22 protein-coding genes and 6 pseudogenes are annotated in these 23,728 nt (G+C 65.8%); 16 read left to right on the plus strand and 12 right to left on the minus strand.

The features are described 5' to 3' along the window. The first annotated feature begins 62 nt into the window (after nt 1-62). The 3 genes from I1A62_RS02780 (at nt 63) to I1A62_RS02790 (ending at nt 2,564) form a co-directional block, all read left to right on the plus strand. Nucleotides 63-209, plus strand: coding sequence for a hypothetical protein (locus tag I1A62_RS02780; protein ID WP_219453939.1), 147 nt, complete (start codon nt 63-65; stop codon nt 207-209). Nucleotides 210-567: 358 nt separating this feature from the next. Beyond that, complete coding sequence (locus tag I1A62_RS02785) at nt 568-1,080, plus strand: hypothetical protein (RefSeq protein ID WP_219453941.1); 513 nt, start codon at nt 568-570, stop codon at nt 1,078-1,080. Between the two features lie 992 nt (nt 1,081-2,072). Next, the gene (locus I1A62_RS02790; protein ID WP_219453943.1) at nt 2,073-2,564 is read left to right on the plus strand and encodes a cupin domain-containing protein; all 492 of its coding nucleotides are present in this window, start codon (nt 2,073-2,075) and stop codon (nt 2,562-2,564) included. Here the strand turns inward: I1A62_RS02790 and I1A62_RS02795 are convergent. The 3 genes from I1A62_RS02795 to I1A62_RS02805 all read right to left on the minus strand — a co-directional run bounded on the left by I1A62_RS02795 (nt 2,557) and on the right by I1A62_RS02805 (nt 3,996). Next, entirely contained in the window at nt 2,557-3,132 is a 576-nt protein-coding gene (locus I1A62_RS02795; RefSeq protein WP_308340735.1) for a recombinase family protein, read from the minus strand. The genes I1A62_RS02790 and I1A62_RS02795 overlap by 8 nt on opposite strands. A gap of 229 nt (nt 3,133-3,361) precedes the next feature. Continuing rightward, a complete protein-coding gene (locus tag I1A62_RS02800; RefSeq protein WP_219453945.1) occupies nt 3,362-3,733 on the minus strand; it encodes a hypothetical protein in 372 nt (123 codons plus the stop codon). Nucleotides 3,734-3,873: 140 nt separating this feature from the next. Then, nucleotides 3,874-3,996, minus strand: coding sequence for a hypothetical protein (locus tag I1A62_RS02805; RefSeq protein ID WP_257890385.1), 123 nt, complete (start codon nt 3,994-3,996; stop codon nt 3,874-3,876). A 375-nt stretch (nt 3,997-4,371) separates the two neighbouring features. On the opposite strand from I1A62_RS02805, the gene I1A62_RS02810 reads away from it, so the two are divergent. Beyond that, complete coding sequence (locus I1A62_RS02810) at nt 4,372-4,635, plus strand: hypothetical protein (protein ID WP_219453946.1); 264 nt, start codon at nt 4,372-4,374, stop codon at nt 4,633-4,635. Between the two features lie 60 nt (nt 4,636-4,695). Here I1A62_RS02810 and I1A62_RS02815 read toward each other — a convergent pair whose 3' ends face one another. Then, the gene (locus I1A62_RS02815; protein WP_219453948.1) at nt 4,696-5,007 is read right to left on the minus strand and encodes a hypothetical protein; all 312 of its coding nucleotides are present in this window, start codon (nt 5,005-5,007) and stop codon (nt 4,696-4,698) included. Between the two features lie 346 nt (nt 5,008-5,353). Between I1A62_RS02815 and I1A62_RS02820 the strand changes: the two genes are divergently transcribed. Continuing rightward, nucleotides 5,354-5,533 carry a hypothetical protein gene (locus I1A62_RS02820; protein WP_219453950.1) on the plus strand — a complete coding sequence of 60 codons (180 nt, stop codon included), beginning with the start codon at nt 5,354-5,356 and terminating at the stop codon, nt 5,531-5,533. Between the two features lie 94 nt (nt 5,534-5,627). Continuing rightward, a pseudogene (locus tag I1A62_RS02825) lies at nt 5,628-5,720 on the plus strand (transcriptional regulator); the annotation flags it as partial. A 1,151-nt stretch (nt 5,721-6,871) separates the two neighbouring features. Here I1A62_RS02825 and I1A62_RS02830 read toward each other — a convergent pair. Together I1A62_RS02830 and I1A62_RS02835 are read right to left on the minus strand one after the other, a co-directional pair. After that, nucleotides 6,872-7,363 carry a hypothetical protein gene (locus tag I1A62_RS02830; RefSeq protein ID WP_219453952.1) on the minus strand — a complete coding sequence of 164 codons (492 nt, stop codon included), beginning with the start codon at nt 7,361-7,363 and terminating at the stop codon, nt 6,872-6,874. 384 nt (nt 7,364-7,747) lie between these two features. Then, nucleotides 7,748-8,257, minus strand: a pseudogene (locus I1A62_RS02835) (phosphatidylserine/phosphatidylglycerophosphate/cardiolipin synthase family protein); the annotation flags it as partial. A gap of 143 nt (nt 8,258-8,400) precedes the next feature. Between I1A62_RS02835 and I1A62_RS02840 the strand changes: the two are divergent. From I1A62_RS02840 to I1A62_RS02860, 5 genes and pseudogenes are all read left to right on the plus strand, one after another. Further along, nucleotides 8,401-8,769: pseudogene (locus I1A62_RS02840) on the plus strand (site-specific integrase); the annotation flags it as partial. A 140-nt stretch (nt 8,770-8,909) separates the two neighbouring features. Further along, nucleotides 8,910-10,165 (plus strand): annotated as a pseudogene (locus I1A62_RS02845) (IS256 family transposase). A gap of 67 nt (nt 10,166-10,232) precedes the next feature. After that, a pseudogene (locus I1A62_RS02850) lies at nt 10,233-10,940 on the plus strand (tyrosine-type recombinase/integrase); the annotation flags it as partial. Next, nucleotides 10,930-11,244: a helix-turn-helix transcriptional regulator gene (locus I1A62_RS02855; RefSeq protein ID WP_219453954.1), complete on the plus strand. Its 315-nt coding sequence runs from the start codon at nt 10,930-10,932 to the stop codon at nt 11,242-11,244. The pseudogene I1A62_RS02850 and the gene I1A62_RS02855, both read left to right, overlap by 11 nt. 602 nt (nt 11,245-11,846) lie before the next feature. Then, on the plus strand, nt 11,847-12,854 hold the full coding sequence (locus tag I1A62_RS02860; RefSeq protein ID WP_257890387.1) for an integrase: 1,008 nt from the start codon (nt 11,847-11,849) through the stop codon (nt 12,852-12,854). A 50-nt stretch (nt 12,855-12,904) separates the two neighbouring features. Here the strand turns inward: I1A62_RS02860 and I1A62_RS02865 are convergent. Beyond that, a pseudogene (locus I1A62_RS02865) lies at nt 12,905-13,339 on the minus strand (phospholipase D family protein); the annotation flags it as partial. Nucleotides 13,340-13,830: 491 nt separating this feature from the next. Between I1A62_RS02865 and I1A62_RS02870 the strand changes: the two are divergent. Further along, nucleotides 13,831-14,178, plus strand: coding sequence for an Lsr2 family protein (locus tag I1A62_RS02870; RefSeq protein ID WP_016881309.1), 348 nt, complete (start codon nt 13,831-13,833; stop codon nt 14,176-14,178). Between the two features lie 599 nt (nt 14,179-14,777). Then, nucleotides 14,778-15,005: a hypothetical protein gene (locus I1A62_RS02875; RefSeq protein ID WP_219453960.1), complete on the plus strand. Its 228-nt coding sequence runs from the start codon at nt 14,778-14,780 to the stop codon at nt 15,003-15,005. A 558-nt stretch (nt 15,006-15,563) separates the two neighbouring features. Here the strand turns inward: I1A62_RS02875 and I1A62_RS02880 are convergent. Then, nucleotides 15,564-17,441 (minus strand): RNB domain-containing ribonuclease, encoded by a 1,878-nt coding sequence (locus I1A62_RS02880; RefSeq protein ID WP_219453961.1) that lies wholly within the window; start codon nt 17,439-17,441, stop codon nt 15,564-15,566. Nucleotides 17,442-17,708: 267 nt separating this feature from the next. Here I1A62_RS02880 and I1A62_RS02885 point away from each other — a divergent pair, with 267 nt between their 5' ends. Then, entirely contained in the window at nt 17,709-17,984 is a 276-nt protein-coding gene (locus I1A62_RS02885) for a response regulator transcription factor (RefSeq protein ID WP_219453963.1), read from the plus strand. A 208-nt stretch (nt 17,985-18,192) separates the two neighbouring features. Here the strand turns inward: I1A62_RS02885 and I1A62_RS02890 are convergent, their stop codons facing one another. Together I1A62_RS02890 and I1A62_RS02895 are read right to left on the minus strand one after the other, a co-directional pair. Beyond that, nucleotides 18,193-18,528 carry a hypothetical protein gene (locus I1A62_RS02890; RefSeq protein ID WP_257890388.1) on the minus strand — a complete coding sequence of 112 codons (336 nt, stop codon included), beginning with the start codon at nt 18,526-18,528 and terminating at the stop codon, nt 18,193-18,195. A 1,065-nt stretch (nt 18,529-19,593) separates the two neighbouring features. After that, nucleotides 19,594-20,064, minus strand: coding sequence for a hypothetical protein (locus I1A62_RS02895; protein ID WP_219453965.1), 471 nt, complete (start codon nt 20,062-20,064; stop codon nt 19,594-19,596). A 1,043-nt stretch (nt 20,065-21,107) separates the two neighbouring features. On the opposite strand from I1A62_RS02895, the gene I1A62_RS02900 reads away from it, so the two are divergent. Next, the gene (locus I1A62_RS02900; RefSeq protein ID WP_219453966.1) at nt 21,108-21,785 is read left to right on the plus strand and encodes a S1 family peptidase; all 678 of its coding nucleotides are present in this window, start codon (nt 21,108-21,110) and stop codon (nt 21,783-21,785) included. Nucleotides 21,786-22,491: 706 nt separating this feature from the next. Continuing rightward, nucleotides 22,492-22,887: a hypothetical protein gene (locus tag I1A62_RS02905; protein WP_219453968.1), complete on the plus strand. Its 396-nt coding sequence runs from the start codon at nt 22,492-22,494 to the stop codon at nt 22,885-22,887. 121 nt (nt 22,888-23,008) lie between these two features. Here I1A62_RS02905 and I1A62_RS02910 read toward each other — a convergent pair whose 3' ends face one another. Both I1A62_RS02910 and I1A62_RS02915 read right to left on the minus strand, forming a co-directional pair. Then, entirely contained in the window at nt 23,009-23,500 is a 492-nt protein-coding gene (locus I1A62_RS02910; protein WP_257890389.1) for an acyltransferase, read from the minus strand. Next, nucleotides 23,497-23,709, minus strand: coding sequence for a hypothetical protein (locus I1A62_RS02915; RefSeq protein ID WP_219453970.1), 213 nt, complete (start codon nt 23,707-23,709; stop codon nt 23,497-23,499). The genes I1A62_RS02910 and I1A62_RS02915 overlap by 4 nt, the downstream gene beginning before the upstream one ends. Nucleotides 23,710-23,728 lie beyond the last annotated feature (19 nt).

The following is a 23,728-nucleotide window of genomic DNA, read 5'->3' on the forward strand; positions in this document are numbered from 1 at the left end:
GGCTCGAGCGCGGTGCAGGCGGCCACGACGATGATCCACGAGGCCGCACAAGAAGTTCGGGCATGGCCGTATCGCGGGTGCCCCTCCGCGCGTGCCGGGGCCGGGTCCCGCGGTTCATGACTGTCGACATCAGCAGTCTCGCCGAAGGAGTCATCCTCCGTCCCCGCGGCCAGCACTCGACGGTGAGCAGCGACGAAGCGTTCCTCTGACGGGTCCACGACGCTCCGCCCCCAAGAAGGCGAACTACGCAGCCAGGGATGTACGCGGACGACTCGGTTCGAGTACCCCAATACCCTGCAACGGGGCCGGTCGCTCGAAGACACTGAACATACGCACCAGCAGCTGAACTCAAGCGAACGAGGATCGATGCCTGCGATGGATACCGACAGCACCCCCGAGTCCGAGAACGAGCCGGACGCTCGGCCAGCGGCCGCTCCGGTGCCGACCCCGGGCACATCGGGATCGGCGCCGGCAGCGACCGCGAGCCTGGAACACGACGTCCGCGTCGCCACCCGCACCGGCCGATACGCACTGGCCACCGCCTTGTGCGCGGCGATCGTGTCCAGCGTGGTCTCGGCCGGATCCGCTGTCTATGTCAGCAGAAACGAGCTGGCGCGAAAGGAGAGCGCCGCCGCAGCCGCGGAAGTGCGAGAGAACCGGCAGCGGGTCTACGCCGATCTCATGACAGGAGTGGCCGAGTATGTCGAAGGACTCGGGTTCCTGGAGGGAACGCTGACGAGGAATCCGCCGGATCGGGAGACTGTCCGGGCAGCCATCGATGACCTCACCCGTAGGGGAGGGGCGGCAATCAAGACCGTCAACATGGTCTTCCTGGTAGGGAGTATGCAGCTCGTGCCGACACTCGACGAGTTCATGCACCCGTACGACACCTTCGTCCGAGTTCACTTGAATCCCTTCATTCTTCACAACTTCGGAGGCTCCGGCGACGTGACCGACCCCGACGGCCTACTGCGCGACGGCCCGGGCTTGGTCGACGAGATCGATCGGATGATGGCAGAGTCCGGGGAGTTCGTAGGAGACTTCATCGTGCGGGCGCGAGAGGACCTCGGAACCGGCTGAACCATCACATGCAACCGTCGATGCGTGGTCACGCGGGCGGCCGAGGTCCGTGCTTGATCAGTCCGCGGCTGGCTCGATTGGGGAAACCGATTGACCTCTTCCGTTGGTAGTACGGTCACGTCGGTGATCGGCGCGCACCACACGGGTCATCGACGAGCTAGACCGCACCCTCGGCACAACCTGAGCAAGATCAGCGCCCTCGCCGAGTGACCGACGCCCTCCGCGCAACCCGGACCTCGTCGCCCGAGACGAATTGCGTGTCACTGCGCAGATCGTGCGCTCAGCCCCGGTGGCCGGGGTGCGGGCGAGGTCGGGCCGCTAGGCGTCATCGTGTTCCGGCGGCGGTTTCACCGCGGGCTCGGGTTTCGAGTCGGCCGAGCATGTCTTCAGTTGCGTATTGCGTTCGTGTGACGGTCGATGAGTGGGTTGACGATCCCCCGAAGCGCCGAGACCGGCTGCCAACGCCGAGGAACCATGATACGCGCCGATCGATCCTCGAATCCGGTGGCCGCCCGGTCGGCGGCGACTTCTGGTTCGATTGCTGGAGGCGAGGACCTTGGGATAGAGCTATTCGCGCATCGCGGTGATCAGATCGTTGTCACCGAACGCGGCACCGGCGATGGGCGCGGTATCGCCGAGGTAACCGCCCCCGCCGACATCGACTCGACGATGGCGACCAACCGCGCTCTGAGCGGTATGGAACGGATTCCTCGCCCTCCGGTGGCGCGCGAATCGACTCCGAGCCGATGAGACACAGATCCACGCACTCGAAGACACCATGACCGGGATAGTCCGCAACGGGCTCGCCCCACCCTTCCCGAACGGTCACGGATGGACCACCGCCACCGACTTCGTCTGCGGCGATCCACGTACGCCCACGCCGGTGCGAGAACCCGGTGGGGAACCCTTCGGGCTGCGGCTGGCCCTCGAATGGGGTGAAGGCTTGTTCCAGGGCCGGGGGCGCGGCAGGATCGGAAGGAGGACCGAAAGCCATGAACAGCGAGACCCCCGACTGGCGCAGCAACGGGGTACGAGTTATCCCGCCCGATTCGCTCGACCCCAACACACCGCAGACTCCGGGCATGCACCGGGCCGCTGCCATCACCCACGACCGAGCCGGCGCCGACAAGATCTGGGCGGGCACGGTCACGATCCGTCCCGGCGCCCGCACTGGCGCCCACCACCACGGCGAGCTGGAGAGCGTGATCTACGTCGTCCGCGGTCGGGCCGCAATGCGGTGGGGCGAGCGCCTGGAGTACACCGCGGAGGTCGGACCCGGCGGGTTCATCTTCGTGCCCCCATACGTGCCGCACCAGGAGATCAACGCCCTCGACGACGAGCCGTTGGAGTGTGTAGTGGCGCGCAGCGGCCAGGAACCGGTGGTGGTCAACCTGAATATCGAGGGCGTGCCCGACCCCGAGCATGTGCCCTGGATCGACCCCGCCCACCCCGCCCACCCGGCGCCGGGTAACTCCGTCACGTAGCGCCTCGGTAAGTTCTGGGTCCGCATCGGTCGTTCGGTCGGTTCGACTCGGCGGACATGGCGCTGCCAGGTTCGCTGTGGCGGCAGTGGTGTCGGCTGATGACCTTTCCGCGGTGATCGGGATCGGGATGGAGCCAGGTCACCGTGAGGTCCATGCGTTGGTGTGCTGCCTCGGCGTGAGTGGTGGGATCGTGTCCGCACGTGGGGCCCGTCCGAGACGTGGGTGCAGGTGCTCGGCGACCAGGGTGATCTTGACCGGTATGTCCACGCGTCGCTTGTTCAGATGACCATAAACGTTGGTGCGCAGCACTTCCGGCATGTCGGTGATCGGGGCGACGGTGTGTAGTCATAGAGTCGCGGGGTCGGACGGCGGCCAGTCCGTCGCGGGTATTGGCCACGATCAGCTTGCGCTGCACCTCGGCCAGGACCGGCAGCATCCCGAACATGGCGTGGCCCTCGGCGGTGGCAGTGTCGATGCCCTGCTCGAGCACTTTCAGGCCGATCCCACGCTCACGCAGATCGGCACCGAGTGTGATCATGTTCAGCATCGACCGGCCGAGCCGGTTCATCTAAGTGATGACCGGGACATCCTCCTCGCGCAGTCGCCGCAGCACCAGATCGCGTTGGGGGCGCGAACGCTGTGGCCCCGCCCGGGTGGTCGACGTGGATGTTCTCGGCGGCCACCGCGGCGCAACGCAGGGCGTCGACCCGATGGTTCGTTTACTTGGCAAATCTGCTGTTCGGAGCTGTGTCGGATAAGGATCGACTTCCGTCACATGCGCGGTCCCGGGGCTGCTGTTACCGGGGTGGGCGGGTCGTCGAGTTGCCGGGTGGGTGGGTAGCGCGGCGGCGTTCGCGGAAGCGCGCCCGGTGGTGTTCCAGCACGACTTCGGATTCGGTGTGGATGCTACTTGGGTGGCGGGCGATCGCGTCCTGGACGGCGGCGCTGCGTCGACGGCGGAGGGTGGCACGGACCGTCGCCGTGTCGTCGGCGAGCAGGTACGCCGCGGCACTGTCGCAGTCGAGGAGGAACTGCCCGTACGCCCGCCGCACCGGCGCCTGTTCGTCGAAGATCACCGGCAGCACCACATCGTCGACCAGGTGGAACGGGACACGAACGAGCCGGTAGGCGGCCCGTATCAGCGCTCGCACCCCGGCGCCCAGTCCCATGCTCCGATCGTAACGCCGGCACGGGCTGCGGTGACGCCGTCACCGGCCCGGATCCCGACCGGCCGGCCTCACCGCAGGGGACTGGTGCCGAGAACCCGCAATGGCGTCCGGGCGCTCGGGAGTGGCCCGAGGCGCAGGCCCTATTCGGTACTCGCGTCGCCGGTACCTGCCGCGTCGAGGATCCGGTCTTGCACCCAGGCGTCGAGGGTTTGACCGGCCTTGGCGGCCGCGGCTATGCACATCGCATGTTCTGCGTCGGTCAACCTGACGTTGGTGACGTGCGTCGGCCCCAACCCCAGCTCGCACCGGGGAGGAGATTCGCCCGAATAACATGGGGCGGCATCGGATTCCGATGCCACGCTGATGCAGGTCGTGGATCAGGGTCCGGGTGCCGCGGGCGGTGCGGCCGAGTCCGCGGGGATGGCGGTGAGCTGGTGCTCGTCGGCAACATGCCGCGGCCGCGGGATGCTCCGGCGACCCGCCGAGCGCACGATGCGAACCGCCGTGGGTCGAGCCGCAATCACCGGAGTCCGGTCGGATCGTTGTCGACCGCTAAGCCCCCGGCAGCGTCGAGCGGGTGGTTTCCGTCGGCGAGGTGCTTATGATCCAAACGGGTGCCGAGCGGAAGGCGCAGACCGATGCCCGAGAAAAAGGATCACAGTCCGAGACCCGAACCCGGTCCACTCGGCGCGGGCGCGCGGGTGCTGGTGCGCCGGCCGTCCGAACCGGCGCAGACCGGTCGGATCGTCGAGGATTACGCCGAGCTGACCGACACCGAGGAGCGTGGGCACGCCTGGGCGCCGGTGCACCGGTGGGCTGTCGTCCTCGACGACGGGCGCCTGGTCTTCGCCGACACCGACGACCTGACCGCCGACCCGAGCACGCAAGGATCTGCCGGGTAGACCGACCCTGGCGTGGAGGAACCAGCCGGGGACGGTCCCCCGGGGACCGACTGGACTGGGTTACTTCACCGCCACGCTGCCGGTGAAGAAGAACGGAGCCGTGCCGCCGAAGCAGAAGACGGTCGCGTTTCCTTTCACGAAACCGCTGAGCTTTCCCGCAGGGCCCGGTCCGAACGCACCGGTCTTGAAGTTGAAGCCCGAGTCGAATCCGAAGCAGGTCCAGTTCTCTCCGGCGGGTACCGTCACCACCACTTCACCGGACGCCCCGGCGCTCAGCGCCGGTACCGCGGCGGCGGTACCGCCCGCGAAAACCATCGCGGGCGCGATGACCGCCGACGCGATGGCGGTGCGGACCGCGATCTTTTTCTTCATGATGCTCACCTCATTCTGAGAGTCCCCGACTCCTGCAGCGAACGGGTGGCGAACACAGCCCCACAGCAGCTTTGGACGCCGATTCGGGCACCCGTTCTTGTGAACATGTCAGGATTGCCCCGATAAACAGCAGGTGAAACGACGGAATGGGTCGAATCTGCGAGTACGCGGCAACCTCTCCGGCGACCGCTGACGGCACCGGGTCGTCCGATTCTTCTGCTGGTCGCTAGCGCCTACGACCCCGCGGATGCAGTGGCTTCCCGCGGATGTGCGCCGTGGACAGCTCATCGAGGCCGCGCTCGTGCTCGCCGCGCAATAGGGTGTCACCGCGCTGACCATCCGCCCCTTGGCCGAGGCCGCGGGTGTCTCGCTCGCAGTGGAGCACTACCACGTCAAGAACAAAGAAGAACTCCTCACCGAGATTATGGCGGAAAGCCGGTCCTCACCAACAGCCGAGTCGATGCGCCCGGCGTTCACCCGCCTCCTCGGAACCGCGGAAATGCGCGGCCAACGAGGGACTTCGTGAACTCCTGCGTGCCGGAAGCGGGGGCCTGTGGTCGATCATCTACCGGACCACGCCGACCTCGCCGACGGCGATGAACAGGAAGGACTCTCACCAGATGGCCAACCCACATCGACTGACCACCGATCAGGTCGTCGACCTGATCAAGGAGGAAACCGGTACCGAGCTGTCGGTCTCGACGTTCCGCGGGAATTTGCCCGCATGCACCTGACGGCCGGACCGCACTACGCCAGTGGAGCCTCGGCGTCGGGGGAGTGGCGGTGGGACACAGGCGCAGGTGGGTACATGCCCTACGTGGATCCGACTCGACAGATTCCATTGCTGCCGCACCTTGTAGGTCGATAGTGCTTCCGCAGCTTCATAGGCGGACGTCGGTCGTGGTGACCGAAGGGGTGGTACGGCGACCGGCGCTTGAGATACATCACAGTGACGAAAGTGTCGAGGGGTGTGGAGAAGCCGGTTAGCGCCATTGATGAGGTTCCCCAAAGGATTCCGGCGGCGGCTCCGCAACAGGGCGCTGTGCGCGAACCCGCTCGTCGGAACTCGGCGCGACGCAACCCTAGCGAGCGCAGCTAGCATAGCTAGCAATGATTCGGTTGTACTGACCACCTCGAAAGCCGCCTGCGTGGGAGTGAGGCCGTGGTGCAACTGGTCGATGCCATCGACGGGATCGTGTCCGGTGATCCGGGCGCGAGCAACAGTGTGCACGGTCGAGGGGTCGGGTATCGGCCTCAATGACGAGTGCCCGCAGCGAGTTCCGCGAAACCCTTCGCCACCTCTTCGAGGAGGGTCGGGACCGTGAACGCCGCTCACCCCGTGGGGCGAATCCGCGGCGAGATCGCGCAAACCCCACGGCGTCCGCTGCTCGGCATTGCACGTCCGGGGATCGGTGACGGACCGAAGCGGCGCCGACGGAGCTCTGTCGTGATCGGTGCCGACCGCTGTTCGGGTGCCTGAATGTTGTCAGGACCGGACTCGGGGGCTCTGCTTCGTCGGTGGGCTGTGCGATGCTGGTGCCAGGTTCGGATTCGGTTTTCGTCGCGAGGGTGACATGACTGTGCAGGTAATCCAATCCAGTGGACACAACGGGTGGGCGGTTCGGTGCGATCTGTGTGAGCACCGATTCGATGCCGCGGTCGCCGGACAGGCAGCGGCGGTGGCCTTCGCACGGATCAATGGGTGGGTCGTCGGCGAGACCACCCGATGCCCGATGTGCGCGACTGCCCGAATCGGTTGAGCGCCAGACATCCTGTGTGCGGTTCGGGGAACCGGTAAGTTCCGACCACTAAGAATCGGCGACGGGGCTTGGGCCATTCGGCTGGGCAAGGCAGTCGGGCACCGTCACCGACGGGCATCGGTCCCGAAGGTGGTGGGGAATGGGCTGGGACCGAGCGTGAGAGTGACTGACGTGGGGTGGAGTCCGACCTGAGGCCAGCTGGTGGTGACGGTCAGCGATCCGGTGGTCGGGTAGGTGCCGATCCAGTACTGGGGCGTGGTTCGGTACGGCCCGGACCCCTCCGGGTCGGAGTCGGGGATCGGGCGGAACGGATCGGCGAGGCCGCCCAGGTCGTCGGCGAGGATGCGCACCGCCAGATAGGACCACTGCGCCGACCAGTCGTGGGGGTCGGTCAGGGGCCGGGTTTCGTAGCGCGCGAAGTCGGCGCGGACACCGGTGACGGACAGCGCGAACCGCAGCAGAAGCCCGGACGCGAACGCGGTCGCGGCGGATAGTTCGAGGGTGAGGTCGTTCTCGGCCACGATCGGCATGCCCGCGTGCACGGTGATCCCTCCGGTGGTGGGCGGCGCGAGGGCCGGCCAACGATGGCGGCGCATGCTTCATCGTCGCATCACCTGGCCCCGCGGTGTCTGTGAATCTCCTGAGAGTCCCTCCCCGCGAGAACGATTCGAGTACGAGACCTACAGTCCGGTAACCGAGATCAGGGTGCCGGTCCCATCGGCAGTGTGCTGTCGTCGAAGGGGAGCTGTGGCTGCTCGGGGTTCACCGAGGCACGACGAACGCAGGACGGGACACCCGCCACCACCGGAACACACACGCCAGCGGGCGGGGCATGCGGGCAGTGTCAGAGGCGGCGGTGATCAGGCCGCACTCGAGTCGCGCGCACTGTGTCGCGATATCTAGGGCTGTCTAGCGTTTGAACTGTCGGGTTCGTCGGTTCTGTGCAGCTGACTCCCACGCTGACGCAGGCTCGCTGACCGTCAGAGGTCCCATAGTCCCAGCAGCGCGGTCCGGAGGGTGGGGGAGCGGACGTAGTGGTCGGTCCGTAGCCGTGAACCAGGGTGCCCGAGGTCGGTGAGCGCCTTCTCGGCGTCGGTGAGCGGCAGGGGTGGCAGGTCGGTGCGGGTTCGCAGGAAGAACAACACCGCTCCGCCCGACCGCGGGATCCGCATCGGATCGGAGATCACTACGGCCGGCGGATAAATCCACTCGTCGTCGACGGAGACGAAGACGATCACGTCGCCGCGCCGAACGGTGCTGGGTTTGTCGAGGCGGAGCGATTCGAGCTGGTACTTCACCGCCGGCCCACCGGCAGCGCTGTGCCGGCCCCGCTGGTGGTCGAGGACCTGTTGTTCGGTGTGGGTGGGTTCGTAGTCGACGGCGTGTTTGACGAACATCCGGGTGACCGGTGCGGGCAGGAAGTCTGTCTCGATGCGGACGCGGCCGGTGACCCCGGGCAGCGGGACGGCGCGGCCGATCTCCCATTCTATTGGAAGTGGCATACGTTCGTTCTCTCGGAAATTGCCTGCGAGCTGGTCATTCAACCCGGTTTGGGGAGTCCACAGTTTTCGAGGTGGGATTCCATTCGTGTCGGTACCACCTTGACGAGCAAGGTGGCCTTAACCTATGTGGCATGAGTCACACATTTCGTGTGGTGCAGGGCAGGACGGTCGAGGTCGCCCACGCGTCGACCGATCCGCTGACCTTTCAACTCGAATGCGTCGAGGCGTTCGTGACCTCGCGGGTGGTCCGAGGCTTCAGTGCGGTGACCATCGAGAATGAGACGGGTGACCTCGAGCGGATGCTGGCGGCGTTGGGCAAACCGGTGTGGGAGGCCACCGCCGACGATGTCGATCGAGTGGTCGGAGCGATGGCCGCGGACGGCTTGTTGGCGTCGACTCGACGCAGATATGTGCAGGCGCTGAGCAGTTTTCACCGGTTCCTGATCACCCGCCGCGCCGGGGAGATCGAGGCGTTGTTCGGGGTGCGGTTGACGAACCCGGGGTAAGTCCCACGGCGTGGTGTGAATTCGGTGGGAAAGCGTAGCCGCAGCTCGGGCGTGTCGCTCCGAGTGTGTGGGTGGGCCATCGCGTAGTGATGAACGAGTTACCGACCAAAGTGACTCGACCAAAGGACCACGCGATGACCCACGACCATTCTGCCCTGATCACCCAGCTCGATGCACTCAGGGGCGCCGACCCGGCGAGCGTGTTCGCCGAACTGATCCGAACCGGACTGCAAGCATTGATCGACGCCGAAGCCACCGAAGCCCTCGGTGCCGGCCGCTACGAGCGCACCGCTGAGCGCACCAACTATCGCAACGGCACCCGATCCAAGACCGTCGCCACCACCAGCGGAGACGTCGAAGTGCAGATCCCGAAACTGCGGTCCGGCTCGTTCTTCCCCAGCCTGCTCGAACGCCGCCGGCGGATCGATCAGGCGTTGTACGCGGTGATCATGGAGGCCTACGTCCACGGCGTCTCGACCCGCAACGTCGACGATCTCGTCACCGCACTCGGAGTCGAATCGGGAATCTCCAAGTCGCAGGTCTCACGGATCTGCGCCGGACTGGACACCGAGATCGCCCGGTTCCGGGACCGCACATTGACGCATACGACCTTTCCGTACATCTTCCTCGACGCGACCTACTGCAAGGTGCGGATCGGCGCTCATGTGGTCTCTCATGCCCTCGTCGTGGCGACCGGTGTGTCGATCGACGGGACCCGGGAAGTGTTGGGGACCGCGGTGGGCGACAGTGAGTCGTTCGATTTCTGGCGCGAGTTCCTCGTCGGGTTGAAGGCACGGGGGTTGTCGGGGTGCATCTGGTGATCTCCGATGCGCATTCCGGGTTGAAAGCTGCTGTGGTGCAGCAGTTCACCGGAGCGTCGTGGCAGCGGTGCCGGGTGCATTTCATGCGCAACGTCGGGTCTGCGGTGACGTCGAAGCAGGTGCCGCCGGTGATGGCGGCGATCAAGACGATCTTCGCTCACACCGATCCCGAGGCTGTGGCCGCGCAATGGGATCAGGTCGCGGACACGTTGGCGAAGTCCTTTCCGAAAGTCGCGTCGATGATGCGCGACGCCAAGCACGACGTGCTCGCGTTCCGGGCGTTCCCGAAAGCGCACTGGCAGAAGATCTGGTCGAACAACCCGATCGAACGATTGAACAAGGAGATCAAACGCCGCGCCGATGTCGTCGAGATCTTCCCGAACCCGGCAGCGTTCCTCCGGTTGGCGACGGCGGTGGTGATCGAAGCGCACGACGAGTGGCAGGTCACCCGCCGCTACGTCTCAGACGTCAGCATGGACGAGCTCAAAGTCATCATCGCCGCCAAACAACGCGCCTCGACAGACGACACGACGCCGCAATCGTTGACACCCGAACTCGAAACCGCATAACCTACAAAATGACTCGTTGATCACGAACCAGATGGTTCACCGATCCGAAGTACACCACCCCATGGGACGCTGTCCGAACCCGATCGACGAGTTCAATGCGAGCCGTCATGTCGGTGACGATTCACCGAGGCTGCTTCCACCTCCGAGTGTGAGTCGGGTGGCCGTCTTCTTCGACTTCCTCAAGGAACGGATCGGCTCGGCTCGCAAGTACGCGCCAGCGGCCCGGGATTATGCGCTGTTCCGGACCTTGTATCACGCCGGGTTGCGCTCCGATGAGGCGTCCAAACTCGAGATCGCGGACGTCTACTTCGGGCAGGGCCCGTTCGGGAAGTTGCATGTGCGGTTCGGCAAGGGTGCCCGCACCTCCGGGCCCCGGCCGCGGTGGGTTCCGATGCTCGACCACCTCGATCTGGTGGTGCGGTGGTATCTCGAGGATGTACGACCGAAGTTGCCGGAATCGGCGGTGTTGTTCTGCGATCAGAGTGGTGGTGCGATGGCCCGGGGCACGATCCGCAACCGTCTGCGGTATCTGCAGGATCTCGAGCACTGCTCGCCGGCGGACCGGTTCAGCCCGCACGCGTTGCGCCGGGCATGCGCCACCCACAACTACGAACGAGGAGTCGATCTTGTTGCGATACAACAGATGTTAGGGCACTGGACGGTGGGATCGACGATGCGGTACGTCCGTCCGTCGGAGACGTTCATCGAGGACGCCTACCGCAGCGCGGTGTCCGACACCGTCGCGTTTCTGCAGGGAGATGATGATGCACATTAGATGGAAACTGCGGATGGCCGCGGCGCAACGGGAAGTATGGACCGGCACCCAGCTGCGCCGTCTGCTCGCTGAACGCGGCGGACTCGAGTTGTCGTCGGCGTCGGTGTCGGCGTTGTTCACCAAGGAACCCTCGCAGATCAAGCTCAGCACGCTGCTGGCGTTGTGCACTGCGCTCGACTGCACCCCGAACGACCTGTTCGACCTCGACACCACGCCCGATCGGGTCCCCGCCCAGCCCTCGGCGCCGACAGCGTTGGAGCCCGCGGCGCGGCGAGTCGGCGGCCGGTCGATGCCGCCGGTGTGACGAAGAAGGTCGGGGACTGCACCCGCTGCGGTCGGCCGCGGGGCCGACTCGGGCGCGATGTGTGCTACCAGTGCTGGCGCAAGGCGGTCGCCGCTGCGGCGAAGTCGCCGTGTCCCCGCTGCGGGATCGAGCGGGTCTTGAGTCCGGACACCGGGCGATGCCGGTGGTGTTCGCGCACCTGCCACGACTGCGGTGCCGCCGTGCGCGGCAAGGGCGAGAGCCGGTGCAAGCGGTGCCGCCGCCGTCACGACCTCGCCGCCGCCCGCCGACACTGTCCGCGTTGCGGCCGCGACGGCTACTTACGCGAACACACCGGTTGGTGCGGACCGTGCTCACAACCCGGGCCGGCGCCGAAGCCGGCCGCCGCATGCACCGAATGCGGGCGCGTGATCGGCGGCGGCGGGGCGAGGCTGTGCAACCGCTGCCAGAAACGCCGCCCCCAACGCCCCTACACCCGCGCCGAAAACCTCCTCGCCGAACTCGATGATCCACCGAATTGGCTGTGGGACTTCACCATCCATGTGTCAAGTCAGTATTCTCCGGAGCACGCGACACGTCTGGTGAGTCAGCTCGGGGCACTGCTGCGCACCGAGCCACGGGCAATGCCGCAGACCTTACTCGACCGGGCCCGCATCCCCGGCCACTCGATCGGGTCGCTCGCGAATATGCTCGAGGACTTCTTCACCGCCCGAGGCCTCGCCCTGCCCACCGACCAGTCGCAGCGGCTCGCGGCCGACCGCCGGACGCGACGCGTGCAGGCCGTGCCCGAACCGTTGCGGCCCGCCGTCGCCGCGTTCGAACGCGCAATGCTCGACGAACGAGACCGCGCCCGCCGCGCCGGGACCCGGCCCCGCGCCGACTCCACCATCGACAAGCGATTGGCCCAGATCCGTGACCTGTCATGTCATCTCGTCGGACGCGGGATCGAGGACTGGGCGCAGGTCGACAAGGCCGTGATCGAGGACTACCTCGCCGAGGTCTCGCCGGCCGGCGGCCCCCTGGGCGGACTTCGCCACTTCTTCCGCTTCGCCCGCCGCAGCAAGCTCATCCTGATCGATCCCACCGCCGAGCTGCGCGTGCGCACGCCCCGCGGATTCCATGGACGGACCCTGCCGCGCTCGCGACAGCGCGAACTGTTCACGCGCTGGTCCACATCCACCGAGGTGGCGCCGAACGAGGCCCTCGTCGGCCTGATGGCGTTGATCCACGGTGCCTCACAGCACGAACTGCGTCACCTGCAGCTCGCCGACATCGATCCCCAGCACCACACGGTTCGGCTCGGCCGCCGCCCACATCCGATCCCGCTGGACCCGGCGACCTGGGCCGCACTGACCCGATGCCTCGAGCACCGCAGATCCGGCACCCATAATCCCCACGTCATCGTCACCAGCCGAACCCGATCCGGGCCGACACCGGCGTCCCGGCCCTACCTCAGCCGCCTCCTCGACCCCGCCGACACCACGATCTCCACGCTGCGCGCCTCCCGACTGCTGGCCTTGGCCAACAGCCACGATCCCAATCTGATTGCCACCACCTACGGCATGAGCCCAGAGGGCGTCCTGGCCTACTTCGCCGACCGCGTCGATCCCACCCTGCTCGCGGACCTGTGAGATTTCAGGCGTCACCGTGCACACGTTCGCACGAACCTGTGCGCTTTCCGGAGTGCGTCGTCGAGGAACACCTCATCGACCTCGGTGATCTCGTCGAGGCTGTCGATGAATGCCCGCACCGAGGCGATGATGTCGGGGTCGTCGGTGATGACCACCGCATCGTCGGCGAGGGTGGAGTTTTCGGACGCGTTCGCCGACCCGATCACCGCTCGCCGGTTGGTGGCGATCACCTTGGCGTGCAGGGTAGGCGACGACAGCACCCGTACCCCCTTGTTCACGTAGTACGCGAGGGCGACGGGGGAGGTGGCGTGCGCCCGGATAGCGGCTTTGGAGGCGTTGACGACCAACAGGTCCCCGGCGCGCAGCGGCAGCAGCTCGGGTGCGCCGGGTCCGAGGTAGCCGATCGCGGCGTACCGGGCGCCTCGGGTGCGGATGGCGCGGGTGATGTGTGGCCACGGGCTCGGCCCGTGGAAGGTGGTCCCCATACCGACAGACGGTAACCGCCCGCCCGGCCCGGGTGGGCAATGGTCCCTGACCCCTGACCCCTGACCCCTGGCCGATGCCCGCTCCAGATCGGAGGCCGATGCTGTGCAGCAGCTCAGTAGAGTGACGTTTGCCCGGTTGGAGACGCGGGCAGCATGCACGCCGAATGTGTTGACGGTTTGGTCACCAGAGGATGCACGGTCGCGGTGGTACCCATCCGTGAGTGGGTCCGGGCGTGGCAGAGGGGTCACTAGGGCTCCTCTGTGGGGCCGAGTCGGGAAATCCGATCGGGTGGCGGACACCATCAACCCGGCCGCGCCGGGCGACCCCGCTGGACCGCGGTGCCGACGTCAGCACCACCCCGTCGCCAAGCCTGCTGGCGAGACCTGGGCTCTGGGGCGCCCGCGTCGCCGCGGAGCGTGCGGTGGGTGCGGTGGGTGCCGGGCGCAAACCAGTACCCTGTCTGTACCGAGAACATCGAGGAGTGGAATCTGTGGCACGCAAGGTCGTGGTGGAGCTGGTCGACGACATCGACGGGACCGAGTTCGGTGCGGACGGCGAGAGCATCGGCTACACATTCGATGGAGTCGAGTACCAGATCGATCTGAAAGACGAGCACGCCAAGGAGTTCCGCGAGACGCTCGAGTACTACATCGCCCACTCCACTCGCGTCGGCGGCCGCAAACACCGCTCGGACCGGGCGGTCAACCCCGGGGGCGCGAAGCGGCAGCCGGGTGAAATGAAGAAGATCCGCGCCTGGGCGATCGAGCAGGGCTACGAGCTCGCCTCCCGCGGCCGCATCCCAGGGGAGATCGTGCAAGCCTTCCGCGACGCTCACTGACATGCCTCGTCCGGCCCGGCGGTAACGAGGACGTTGTCGCGGTCGCAGGGGCGGCGAAACTCCCCGCCGCCGGCGCATCGAGAGTGACTTGACCTGACCGTCCGGCTGATGACGGGTCGCCCTTCGGCGTCGTGGGCTCTCGGATCCGAGTGCCGCCACCGGCCGGCTGCGCGCCCCCCGTCGGGGATGGCGCCATGTTCGAGGTGATGCACGCGATAGTGCCGGGGACCTGGGCCGATGGTCGAGGACGCCGAGTTCACCGCGCGCGGGTGGGCCGGAGCGGGATCGGAAACGCTACCCAACCCTACAGAAGCTACAAGAGACTAAAAACGCTGAAAGAAGCTCAAGGTGCTGGTTGCTTCCTGCTTCATGAGGAACCCCTTCACCCCTTCATCCCGTCGCCCGCCGCGCTCGGTCTGCCGAGGCATTCCTAGTATCCCGGTGGCGCCGTCGACCTCGGGCCGACTCTCACGCGGACGCGGGTCAACCCGGCAGAATGTATTGCGGCAGATCTCGCGACGGCCATCGAGGCGACCACCACAACCGTCGGCCCGGCGCTCTTACGCTGTGAACACCACGACACCAGCGAGAGAGGGATCATGAGTTACGAAGCGATCTACGACGGGGTCCGCTATCCGCTCGCCGATGCAGCCGCCGCCCACGGCCTCGAGGAAGCCATCAGGGGCATCTTCGAAGACAACGGCAACGGCGGATTCGTCGGCTTCGTCAGCCAGAATTCCACGGTGCGCCTCCTGATTACGCCGGCGACGCCGGTCGCGATTCGAGGCAGTGACGAGCCGAACCCGAGCATCGTCTACCACTGGTAGCCCCGCCCACAGCCGCTACCTCCCCGAGCCGCGACGGTGTGTCCGTCCTCGCCGAGGACGGGATGTCAGCGAGACTTTCGGCAACGATCCACCGTCGGATGAAGGAGGGTATGGTGGCCAGCCTCATATTTGGGCGGTGTCACCTACGACATCAGCCACACCAGATTCGAGGCCACCCGCGAGCTGCTCGCCCGGTTCGCCGAGGGACACACCACAGGAGTGGCCATGTCCCTCACCCACGGCGGCGCTCGACACCACCTGTACATCACGCCCCGGGGTGCCCATCACCCTGGTGGAATGACGAGTGCGGCCGGATTCGTCATTATCGCCAGGCCCGCGCAGCGTCAGCACCTGGTTGTCGAGTCTGCACAGCGAGTGCACCGATCGGGAACGACGCCGAGACGCCGCAGTCGGTCTTCCCGCGGCGGGACACCGCATGTCGAGGTGTGTCCGGTGATGTCGCCACCAATGGTGCCACCGCCATCGGCCGCAACTGCCGCACCAAATTCTGCGCGCAAAGAACTGCGGTAAACGACGGATCAAACCGACATCAAAGTCTCAACGCTGCACGAAGAGCGCCTCCACGAACGCTGTGGCCGATGCGGTCTTCGCCGCCGTCTTCGTGGTCGCATCGGCAGTGGCGGTGTGGCCGGCGAGGCGCACGGTGGCCGTGAATCGGGGTGCGTGCGCGGGCCCGTCGGTGCAGAACTCCCACTCGGGCGGGGCCTGATTGTTGTTCTGGGGGAGACTCATCAGCCAGGCGATGGGGTTGGACAGTGCCTTGGACTTCTTCGCCCCGTCCAGGTTCAGGGCGGCCGGGGCGATCGTCCGGTGCGGTTCCGCGGAGAGGGCGGGACCGGAATCCTTGGGCTCCGGCCGGGGAGTCGTTGACTGCGGGGATGGCGCGGTGGCAGGCCAGTCCGGTTCCGTGTCGGGGTGGTCGGTGCCGGTCAGCTGCGCACGCACTGCCGCCCAGAGGGCGGCTTGTTCGGCCGGTTTCTTCGCGGCCGCAGTGGCCCAGGTTCCGCGGATGCCGAGGTGGGTGGCGCGGGCCGCGAAGAGCGGGTTGTGGTCGGCGCCGTTGCGCCGGATCTCGAGATCGGTGGACGGTTGGTCGGGATGGGATTGCCGCCACACCGACGCCACGCTGGGCCCCATCTCCGGATGGGTGTCGGCGAGGGTGTCCAGGACGCGGAGTTGGATCGGAAGCCAGGTGGGGTCGGCGGCGTCGATCAGGACCGCGACGTCCGGGGCGGTCAGCAGGTCGGCGTCGACACGGCGGGCGAGCTCGGAGGCGAGTTCGGTCGGAAGCGGCACGGCGGCTGCAGATTTGAGGACCTTGTGGAAGGTGCGGGCATCGAGCATGGTGAGATCGCGTGCGGCCTCTTGGGCGACGATGCGTTGGTCTACGTGTTTGAAGTGATTCTTCTTCGCCTCCCGGGCGGCGCGGGTGCGCCGGTTCAAATCGGCGCCGAGGGCGGCCAACTGATCCGGGGTGTAGGGGGTGGGGGAGTGGTCGAGGTGGGCGAAGATGATCCGCTGGTTGATCAGGTCGGCCACCCGGCGCAGCGGTGAGGTGACGTGGGTGTAGGCGCTGAGCCGTAATCCGTAGTGGCCGTGTACCGTCGGATCGTAGGTCGCGGCCCGCAGCGTCGACAGCAGTCGTCCGCGAAGTTTCGCGAACAGGTCCGGGTCCCCGGCCGCGGCGGCGATCTCGTGCATCAGCTCGTCGGTGCTGCCGGCCACCGGGTTGGTGCGGTGGTTGCGGAACAGGATCGGCAACCCCCGCTCCACACACCACAGCGCGACCGCCTCGTTGGTGGCGATCATCAACTCCTGCACGATGACGTAGGCGACGGTCCGCAGTTCCGCGGCGATCGCCACGATGGCCCCGTCCTCATTGGCCGCCCATCCTCGGGTGAGGTCATAGAACGCGAGGGCCCCGCCGTCCCGGCGAGCGGTCAGCAGGGTCTGTGCGGCCGCATCCGCCGCGGCCAGCTGGGGGTGCAGCGGATGCTCCGGATCGGTCAGGACGCCGGGCACCTCGGCGTGATCGACCGCCGCACACCGGCCCGTCGGGATCTTCCCGCGGCCGACGGTAACATCGACCAGCCGGCCGTCGGTGGTGACGGTGCCGGTGACCCGCAGACTGGTCCGCGCGGCTTCGGCGGTCAGGGTTGCCGCCTGCTCGGCCGTCTCGCCGAGCATCGGAATGGTGCGGCTGCGCAGATACCGGGTCTCCGCCCGCAGGAACGCCTGCTCGTCAGCGACCGACCCCAGTTCCACGACGTCGGCGACACCGGCAATATGAACCTCCACCGCCCACCCGCGGCCACCGGGGAGGGGGATGACGGAGAAGGCGTCGTCCCGGTCCCGCGCAAACGCCGAGTCGATCATCAGCAGCGTCGACACGTCGGTGACTGTCGAAGATGTCACTGTCGCCGCACCCCCTTTGGTTCTACAGGCCTCCGACGATAACCAATTTCACCAGGGCGCGTCGGCGACGCGCCCCTGGAACATCACCTGCAGGTCATTAAAACCGGCGTCAGGTACGGTTTGTTCACCGCGGGAACAGCCGACAAAAACCGAAATTGCTCCGTTGTCGCGGGCCCGCGTATTTGACCCATCCGGGTGGCGTGCCGCACCGAATCACACAGTGTGCGTCCTGCGGCAAGCGCTGCGGCTCGAGAAGGTGAGATCGGTATGACTTCTGTTCCTGCCCCCACACCCGGCGCTGTCGGGGGACCGCAACGACGGCCCACGCTGACGCCGCGCGAGCTGGAGATCCTCCGCCTGTGGCTGCGTAGTGAATCGAAGAACGTGGCCGCATCCGACCTGGGAATCAGTCTGGGCACGATCAACACCCACCTGATCCGGATCCGAGCGAAGTACGCCGCCGCCGGGCGCCCCGTTGCCGACAAGTCCGGCTTGCTGATCCGGGCACTGCAGGACGGGCTGGTGTCCCTCGCCGAGCTCTGACACGGCTGATCCCTGCACGCCCCAACGGGGCAGAGCGCAACAAAGGGACGACCTGACGACCCTTGTTCACGGTGTCGTGGGGGCCGTCGCCGGGAACTCTCAGCAGAGCTCTGGCGGCCGCGTCGCGACGACCGCGGACAACGAAGTTTCACCCGTTCGTCGTGCGGATCGGCTGGCGAGCGCGTGGCGTTAGCAGGCTCTCGGGTCGTCAGGGTCTCTCGGATTGCCGGGGCACACTCTGGTCGTTGAGCCGTGCTGCCCGGGCATTCTCGTGGGCGACTATCGCTTCCTGCCAGTCATGATCGGTCACGGCGGCGTCGCCGCGGGCGACTGGGGGTGGTACGCCGAGCTGCGCGGCGATCTGCGCCCACGACATACCCGCCGCGAGTGCCTCGGTCACCGCCTTGGTGAGGAGATCGTCGGTTTGGTCGCCACCGGAGACGGCAGCGTGACTATCAGAGTCCACCGGAATGCCCGACCTGGCCCACTTGATGGGCGCGAACTGATTCTTCCATCCCCATGGAATTGATTCTTCCATCTCCATGGCCTGTATCGGGCGTCGAGGATCGATGATCGGTCACTGATCGATGTCGTCAATCCACATGCGGGTTTATCGGTTGCCCACCACGCTATAGGTCAGAATCCTGATGATGGGCTTCCGGGCAACGGGTCTATGGTGTCTCAACGTCCCAGATGAGTATCTGGTCGGCGGTTGCGGAGAGTGCTTCAAGCTCAGGGTCGGTGAGAAAGGCATCGACGCGTCCCGCTGACGCCCCGAGGCACGTCGTCATGAGGTCGATGGCGGTCGGCCACGCACCAGGCGTGATCATCGAGCCACATAGGTGAGCATTCAGCCGCAGCACGCTGCCGCCGAACCGAGGGTCCGCGAGATCGAGATCTGCCCACTGTGAGCTTTCGTCATGCGGCGCGCGCCGTCAGGTGGACCGATCGTGGTGGGGGAGACGCTCGTCGGCCTCAACATCGGTATGGAATTCGGAACCCAGCCGACGACGTTCTACGTGAAAATCACGCCGATTCTCGCGGATATCAATGCAAAGGTAGCTACGGCGCCGGGTTTACGTTGGTGCAATAACTACCGGTCCCACCACACACCCTGGCGTGGGCCCGTGTAGCCGCGCTTTGCGTTGAAGGGACGCCCGTGTGGTCCCCGACGGCTCACTGTTAGGTCTATCGGCCAGAACGCGCCCCATTCCGCGACGGGTAACACCCCAACGGCGTCGGCTCTGGATGCTCACTTATGCATCGGCCTCACTGGCTACGACGAAGCTCGACAAGACGGAAGCGGCAGCCACGTATTTCACTCCTGACCAGATCGCCCGGCCGTTGAAGCGTCGATCACGTCCGAGCCGTCGTGAGAGCGGCCGTTGCCTCCGCAGTGGAGGAGGAAGTCGCTGGCCGGGACCTCAGTGAGCGAACCGACGCCGGAGCATTGAACGTGATCAACGTGGCGAACGTTCTGGTTTCTATCACCGACGCGGCGGGGTGGCAGACGTTCCTGACTCCGGTCGACACGGACGGCGGACCGTCCGAGCATCCATCCCGTGGCCCCCGGAATCGCCTTCTATGCCACTTGGCCAGACGGCACCGATCAGTACACCACCCAGGGCCCAGGCGCAGCGGTTGGTAGTCGACGGATGATATCGGCGACTTTCGTTGTTGCGAGTAGTTCCAACTCCGCAGCGACAGCCAGGACCTCGTCAGCTTTCCGTGACTCGGGGTCTCGCGGCAGCGGCTTGGTGCTTGCCTTGAAGTGGGGAGAATCGTCCGCTGGTCCGATCCAGACCGAGTGCAGGATCGTATTCCGGTCCTGATAGGCACGCGTGACAGCGCTCAGCCAGTCGTTCAGCTCGCTTAGGAGCCCCGCATCCGAGATCCGATGCGGGGCAACATCTCGGATGATTCTCGTTGAATTATCCACCGAGTTCGGCAAAGCGATACGGCCGACCGTATCGGTAACCCCCACTATTCCCCAGGTGATGATTGCGACGACGGACTCGAGGACGGCGGACTGCTGAGCCAGCTCGCCGACCGCGACACGGAACGCATTCTCATTCGACATGGCTGGAATCATGCCCCATGCCAGCCCCGCCCAAAATTGCTAATTGTGCCCCCGGTGGTGACTCGGGGAAACCCGCCATCCGTGATGCCGGACGACGGGTTCCCAATCGGGGGCCCGAGTCGGGTCGGTCAGATCACCGAGGCATGGAAGACCCCGCCAGCCGCTGGGGGTAGGGCTGGCGGGGTCAGGCGCCGCTCGAATGCGGGGGAGGGCGACGCCGCAGCTATTTTATGGTTCGTGACACCTTGGTCTAGAGATTGTGATGCAGGAAACACGAACTCTTCGTGCCGACCCTGCACGTGGCGCAGGTCAACTGCACCACCGAGCCGCCACAGAACGGCTCAGTGCGGTCCCAGCTCTTCCTGGTCGCCGAGGTCAGAGACTCGTCCGAGCACGATGCCTACTCCGGCCGACATTGCAATCCATACGGCCGCCGCAGTGGAAATCCACCAAACCATACTGTGAGTATGAGCCGAGACGCTGATCGCTGTTCAGCGATTAATGTTTTCGGCCCGGCTGGAGACTCATTTGGGCACTTGGCGCCGTCCTTCACCTCAGAGCGCGGCGCCGAGTGTAAGCGGGGCGAGTCGATTTCCCGCTCCGGCGGCTAATGCCATACCCCGGTTGTCCCGGAGCTAACTTCCCATAAGACCCCCATGCGCGGGGATGCCATTGGCGGCGTCAGCGCAGTTTCATGGCCACTACCGGCACTTTCGTGACCGCCTATGGGCAGCTTTTCTTGACCGCCGACAGAGCACGACAACGCCCACCCCTGTGAGGGGAGTATTTGTTGTCTTCGGGAGAAGTTGCTGGTGTTGAATGCGTTCGACAGTTGCTGGACGATTGCAGCGAAATCAGGCCAGGTGTTTTGGGTTTCCAATATTCTGAAGGTTCCTCCCGTAGATGTATCCCACTCGTTGTTTGAGAATGGGGCATTGCCGAGAATCCCCGCTCGCCCGGCTCACTGTGAGCTTTCGTCGTGCGGCGCGCGCCGTAGTAGGCGGGATAGGAGAATGCTTCCCAAAGAGGAGCAGGAGAAACGTGTGAAGATCATCTTGGTCGCGATTATTGCCGCGCCCGCAGTGATGCTCGGTGTCGCCCCGGCGGCGCAGGCGGGACCGACCATCCATGTCGGGCCGGGTACCGCCTACACCCCGTACCCGGACGCCGAGGGATACTGCACGATCGGCGCGGTCGGCACCGACAACGCGGGCCGCTTGGTCGCGCTTACTGTCGGTCACTGCCACCAGGGCGCGGGCAAGGCCGTCTATAAGGTTGGAGACGCTGCCGACGGGCCAATCGGCTGGGAGACCGACGTCTACTCGCGCAACACGGACGGCACATTCACGGCGCTCGATTACGCTGTGATCCGGCTCAACCCGGATGTTGTTGTGCCGAGCAAGTACAGCGACACCACTGACGCCGTCGTCTCGACTGCCGGCGATGCCTCGCTGTCGGACATGGGGTGCAACCATGGGGCAACCACCGGCAAAAATTGCGGGATCATCGGCAAGGTAGACGGTATTCACCTACAGAACTGGGCTTTGATGTGGCAAGGCGATTCAGGTGGACCGATCGTGGTGGGGGAGAAGCTCGTCGGTCTCAACATCGGCATGGACTTCGGAACCCAGCCGACGACGTTCTATGGGGCAATTACCCCGATTCTCGCGGATATCAATGCAAAAGGTAGCTACGGTGCCGGGTTCATGTTGGTGCAGTAACTATCGGTCCCACCACACGCGCTTTGCCCTGAAGGGACGTCTGTGTGGTCCCCGGCAATTCACTGTTTGGTCTATCGGCCAGAACACTCCCCGTTCCACAACGGGTAACAACACTCCGGGATGCGCACTTATGTGCGCGTGTGGTTTCCCATACCGAACCGGAATACCCGACTGTCGGCATGGTGTGGTTCGACGCGTTCACCGCTGGCGACGCGAAGCCATCAGACCCCGGCAGCGTCACGCTGACGCCGGCCCAACGGCTCCGTGACGATCTCTTGAACTGCCTCCACTGACGACAGCGCGGTCGCAAAATACCGTGTCTATCCCGACGGTGTGCAGCTCGTAGAGCCGACCGCGAGCCCGTACATCGACAGCACGGTCACCAATGGCACCACCTGCACGTACCCGTGTCCGCGATCGACGACGCCGATCAGGAATCCCTGCTCTCGGTGGCACAGTCCGGGACCCGCAGGTCACCCACCGACGTGATGTTCCTCGGATAGTCACAGGGCGGCGGCGTGGTCTTCTCGGCAACGATGGGGGACATGATCCCGAACGTGCGAGCGGTCGCCGCGCGGTATCACAAGCGTTGAACTTCCAGTAGGTATCGAACTCGGGTAGCTAGTGGGCGGTGTACGGGGCGACGTTCGCGGCGCTGTCCTCCGGGGTATGCGCGTTCTCGGGCGCTGCCGTTGACGATGTCGGGATGCACTTCAAGATGTGGGCTTCACCGGACGACGCGACCACACCGAAGGACCAGCACGCCGACCTGTTCGTGGGGCTCGGGCTCGCCGACCGCGCCGCGTCGTGCGTGGTGACCGCTACCGGCGCACACTTGTCCGCGGACCACTACCGTCCCTCCGATGTGGTGGCGTTCTACGACCACGCGCTTGCAACCGGCAACGTAAGCCCCGGCGAACCACCACCGGAGGCCGTCACAGAGGCGTCGGTGTACGTGTGGACGGGCACCGAGTGGTCGCCGCGCACACCGCGGGCCTGGAGGGGCGCGGCATGGGAGCTGTGGTCGGCCCTGAGGTACGGCCAGAAGCGTTGCTGGTCAAGGCATGCGTGCTCTTCGGAGCAGAACGCAGCGAGCGCGTAGCGCGCATCTTGACTGGGCGGGACGTTGATCTCACAGCGACCCCGATCCGGATCAACGTAATGGCATTGCTGCTCATCCTCATCGAAGACCATCCCGAGGACCCTGCTCAGCCGCTTCAGGATCAAGGTGCGAGGTCCTTCTTTCTGACCGCCGGCGCACCGGCATACAGCCCGTTCGCCTCGCAGTCCGACGTGACGACGGACCCGGACGCGATGACGCAACCGGAACCGATTGTCACACCAGGATGGATGGTGATGTTCGCTCCCAGCCAGCAACCATTGCCGATTGACACCGGTGAGAATTTCGTTGGATTTGTGGCCCGCCGAAACGCCGGACCGACCTCATGGGTGCCCGTGATTACCACGACACGCGGCCCGAAGGCGACCTCGTCGCCGATCGTAATCCCACCCGTGGGGTGCAGCGAGACCCCGGTGTTAATGAACGTGTTGTTGCCGATTCGCAGCTTCGACAGGTCACCGCCGAACGTTCCGCCGTGCATGATTCGGGCGTTGCCGATGTCGGCTCCGGCGGCCTTCAGGAGTGCGCGGCGGACGCGAGGGTGGGTGAGGGCGGAGGCAGCGGGCCCGTTCGCCAGCCAGGATCGGATGCTCACTCGCCCACACCCTCAACGACGCTGGTCGTGGTGGTGGGCCGATGGCGCTCGTCCCACGAACCGTGCTCATTGGTCCAGCGAATGCCGAGAATGATGACGAGTGCGGCGATTGTCCACGATATCGCGACGGCCCAATACCAGGCTGGGTGGACCTTGCCGACTTCGCGGATGCCCCACATCGGCTTATCTTCGTACTCAGGCGTTCTCATGTCCGACATCCTCCCTGGC

This window comes from Rhodococcus sp. USK10, assembly GCF_019378875.1.
Lineage (GTDB): Bacteria > Actinomycetota > Actinomycetes > Mycobacteriales > Mycobacteriaceae > Rhodococcus_F > Rhodococcus_F pseudokoreensis.

What these genes read in the sequence shown, in the direction of transcription:
- I1A62_RS02780 (WP_219453939.1), top strand. Translation starts at nt 63, where the DNA reads ATGGCCGTATCGCGGGTGCCCCTCCGCGCGTGCCGGGGCCGGGTCCCG.
- I1A62_RS02790 (WP_219453943.1), top strand. Translation starts at nt 2,073, where the DNA reads ATGAACAGCGAGACCCCCGACTGGCGCAGCAACGGGGTACGAGTTATC.
- I1A62_RS02795 (WP_308340735.1), bottom strand. Translation starts at nt 3,132, where the DNA reads ATGAACCGGCTCGGCCGGTCGATGCTGAACATGATCACACTCGGTGCC.
- I1A62_RS02800 (WP_219453945.1), bottom strand. Translation starts at nt 3,733, where the DNA reads ATGGGACTGGGCGCCGGGGTGCGAGCGCTGATACGGGCCGCCTACCGG.
- I1A62_RS02810 (WP_219453946.1), top strand. Translation starts at nt 4,372, where the DNA reads ATGCCCGAGAAAAAGGATCACAGTCCGAGACCCGAACCCGGTCCACTC.
- I1A62_RS02815 (WP_219453948.1), bottom strand. Translation starts at nt 5,007, where the DNA reads ATGAAGAAAAAGATCGCGGTCCGCACCGCCATCGCGTCGGCGGTCATC.
- I1A62_RS02830 (WP_219453952.1), bottom strand. Translation starts at nt 7,363, where the DNA reads ATGCGCCGCCATCGTTGGCCGGCCCTCGCGCCGCCCACCACCGGAGGG.
- I1A62_RS02855 (WP_219453954.1), top strand. Translation starts at nt 10,930, where the DNA reads ATGCACATTAGATGGAAACTGCGGATGGCCGCGGCGCAACGGGAAGTA.
- I1A62_RS02860 (WP_257890387.1), top strand. Translation starts at nt 11,847, where the DNA reads ATGCCGCAGACCTTACTCGACCGGGCCCGCATCCCCGGCCACTCGATC.
- I1A62_RS02875 (WP_219453960.1), top strand. Translation starts at nt 14,778, where the DNA reads ATGAGTTACGAAGCGATCTACGACGGGGTCCGCTATCCGCTCGCCGAT.
- I1A62_RS02885 (WP_219453963.1), top strand. Translation starts at nt 17,709, where the DNA reads ATGACTTCTGTTCCTGCCCCCACACCCGGCGCTGTCGGGGGACCGCAA.
- I1A62_RS02890 (WP_257890388.1), bottom strand. Translation starts at nt 18,528, where the DNA reads ATGGAGATGGAAGAATCAATTCCATGGGGATGGAAGAATCAGTTCGCG.
- I1A62_RS02895 (WP_219453965.1), bottom strand. Translation starts at nt 20,064, where the DNA reads ATGTCGAATGAGAATGCGTTCCGTGTCGCGGTCGGCGAGCTGGCTCAG.
- I1A62_RS02905 (WP_219453968.1), top strand. Translation starts at nt 22,492, where the DNA reads ATGCACTTCAAGATGTGGGCTTCACCGGACGACGCGACCACACCGAAG.
- I1A62_RS02915 (WP_219453970.1), bottom strand. Translation starts at nt 23,709, where the DNA reads ATGAGAACGCCTGAGTACGAAGATAAGCCGATGTGGGGCATCCGCGAA.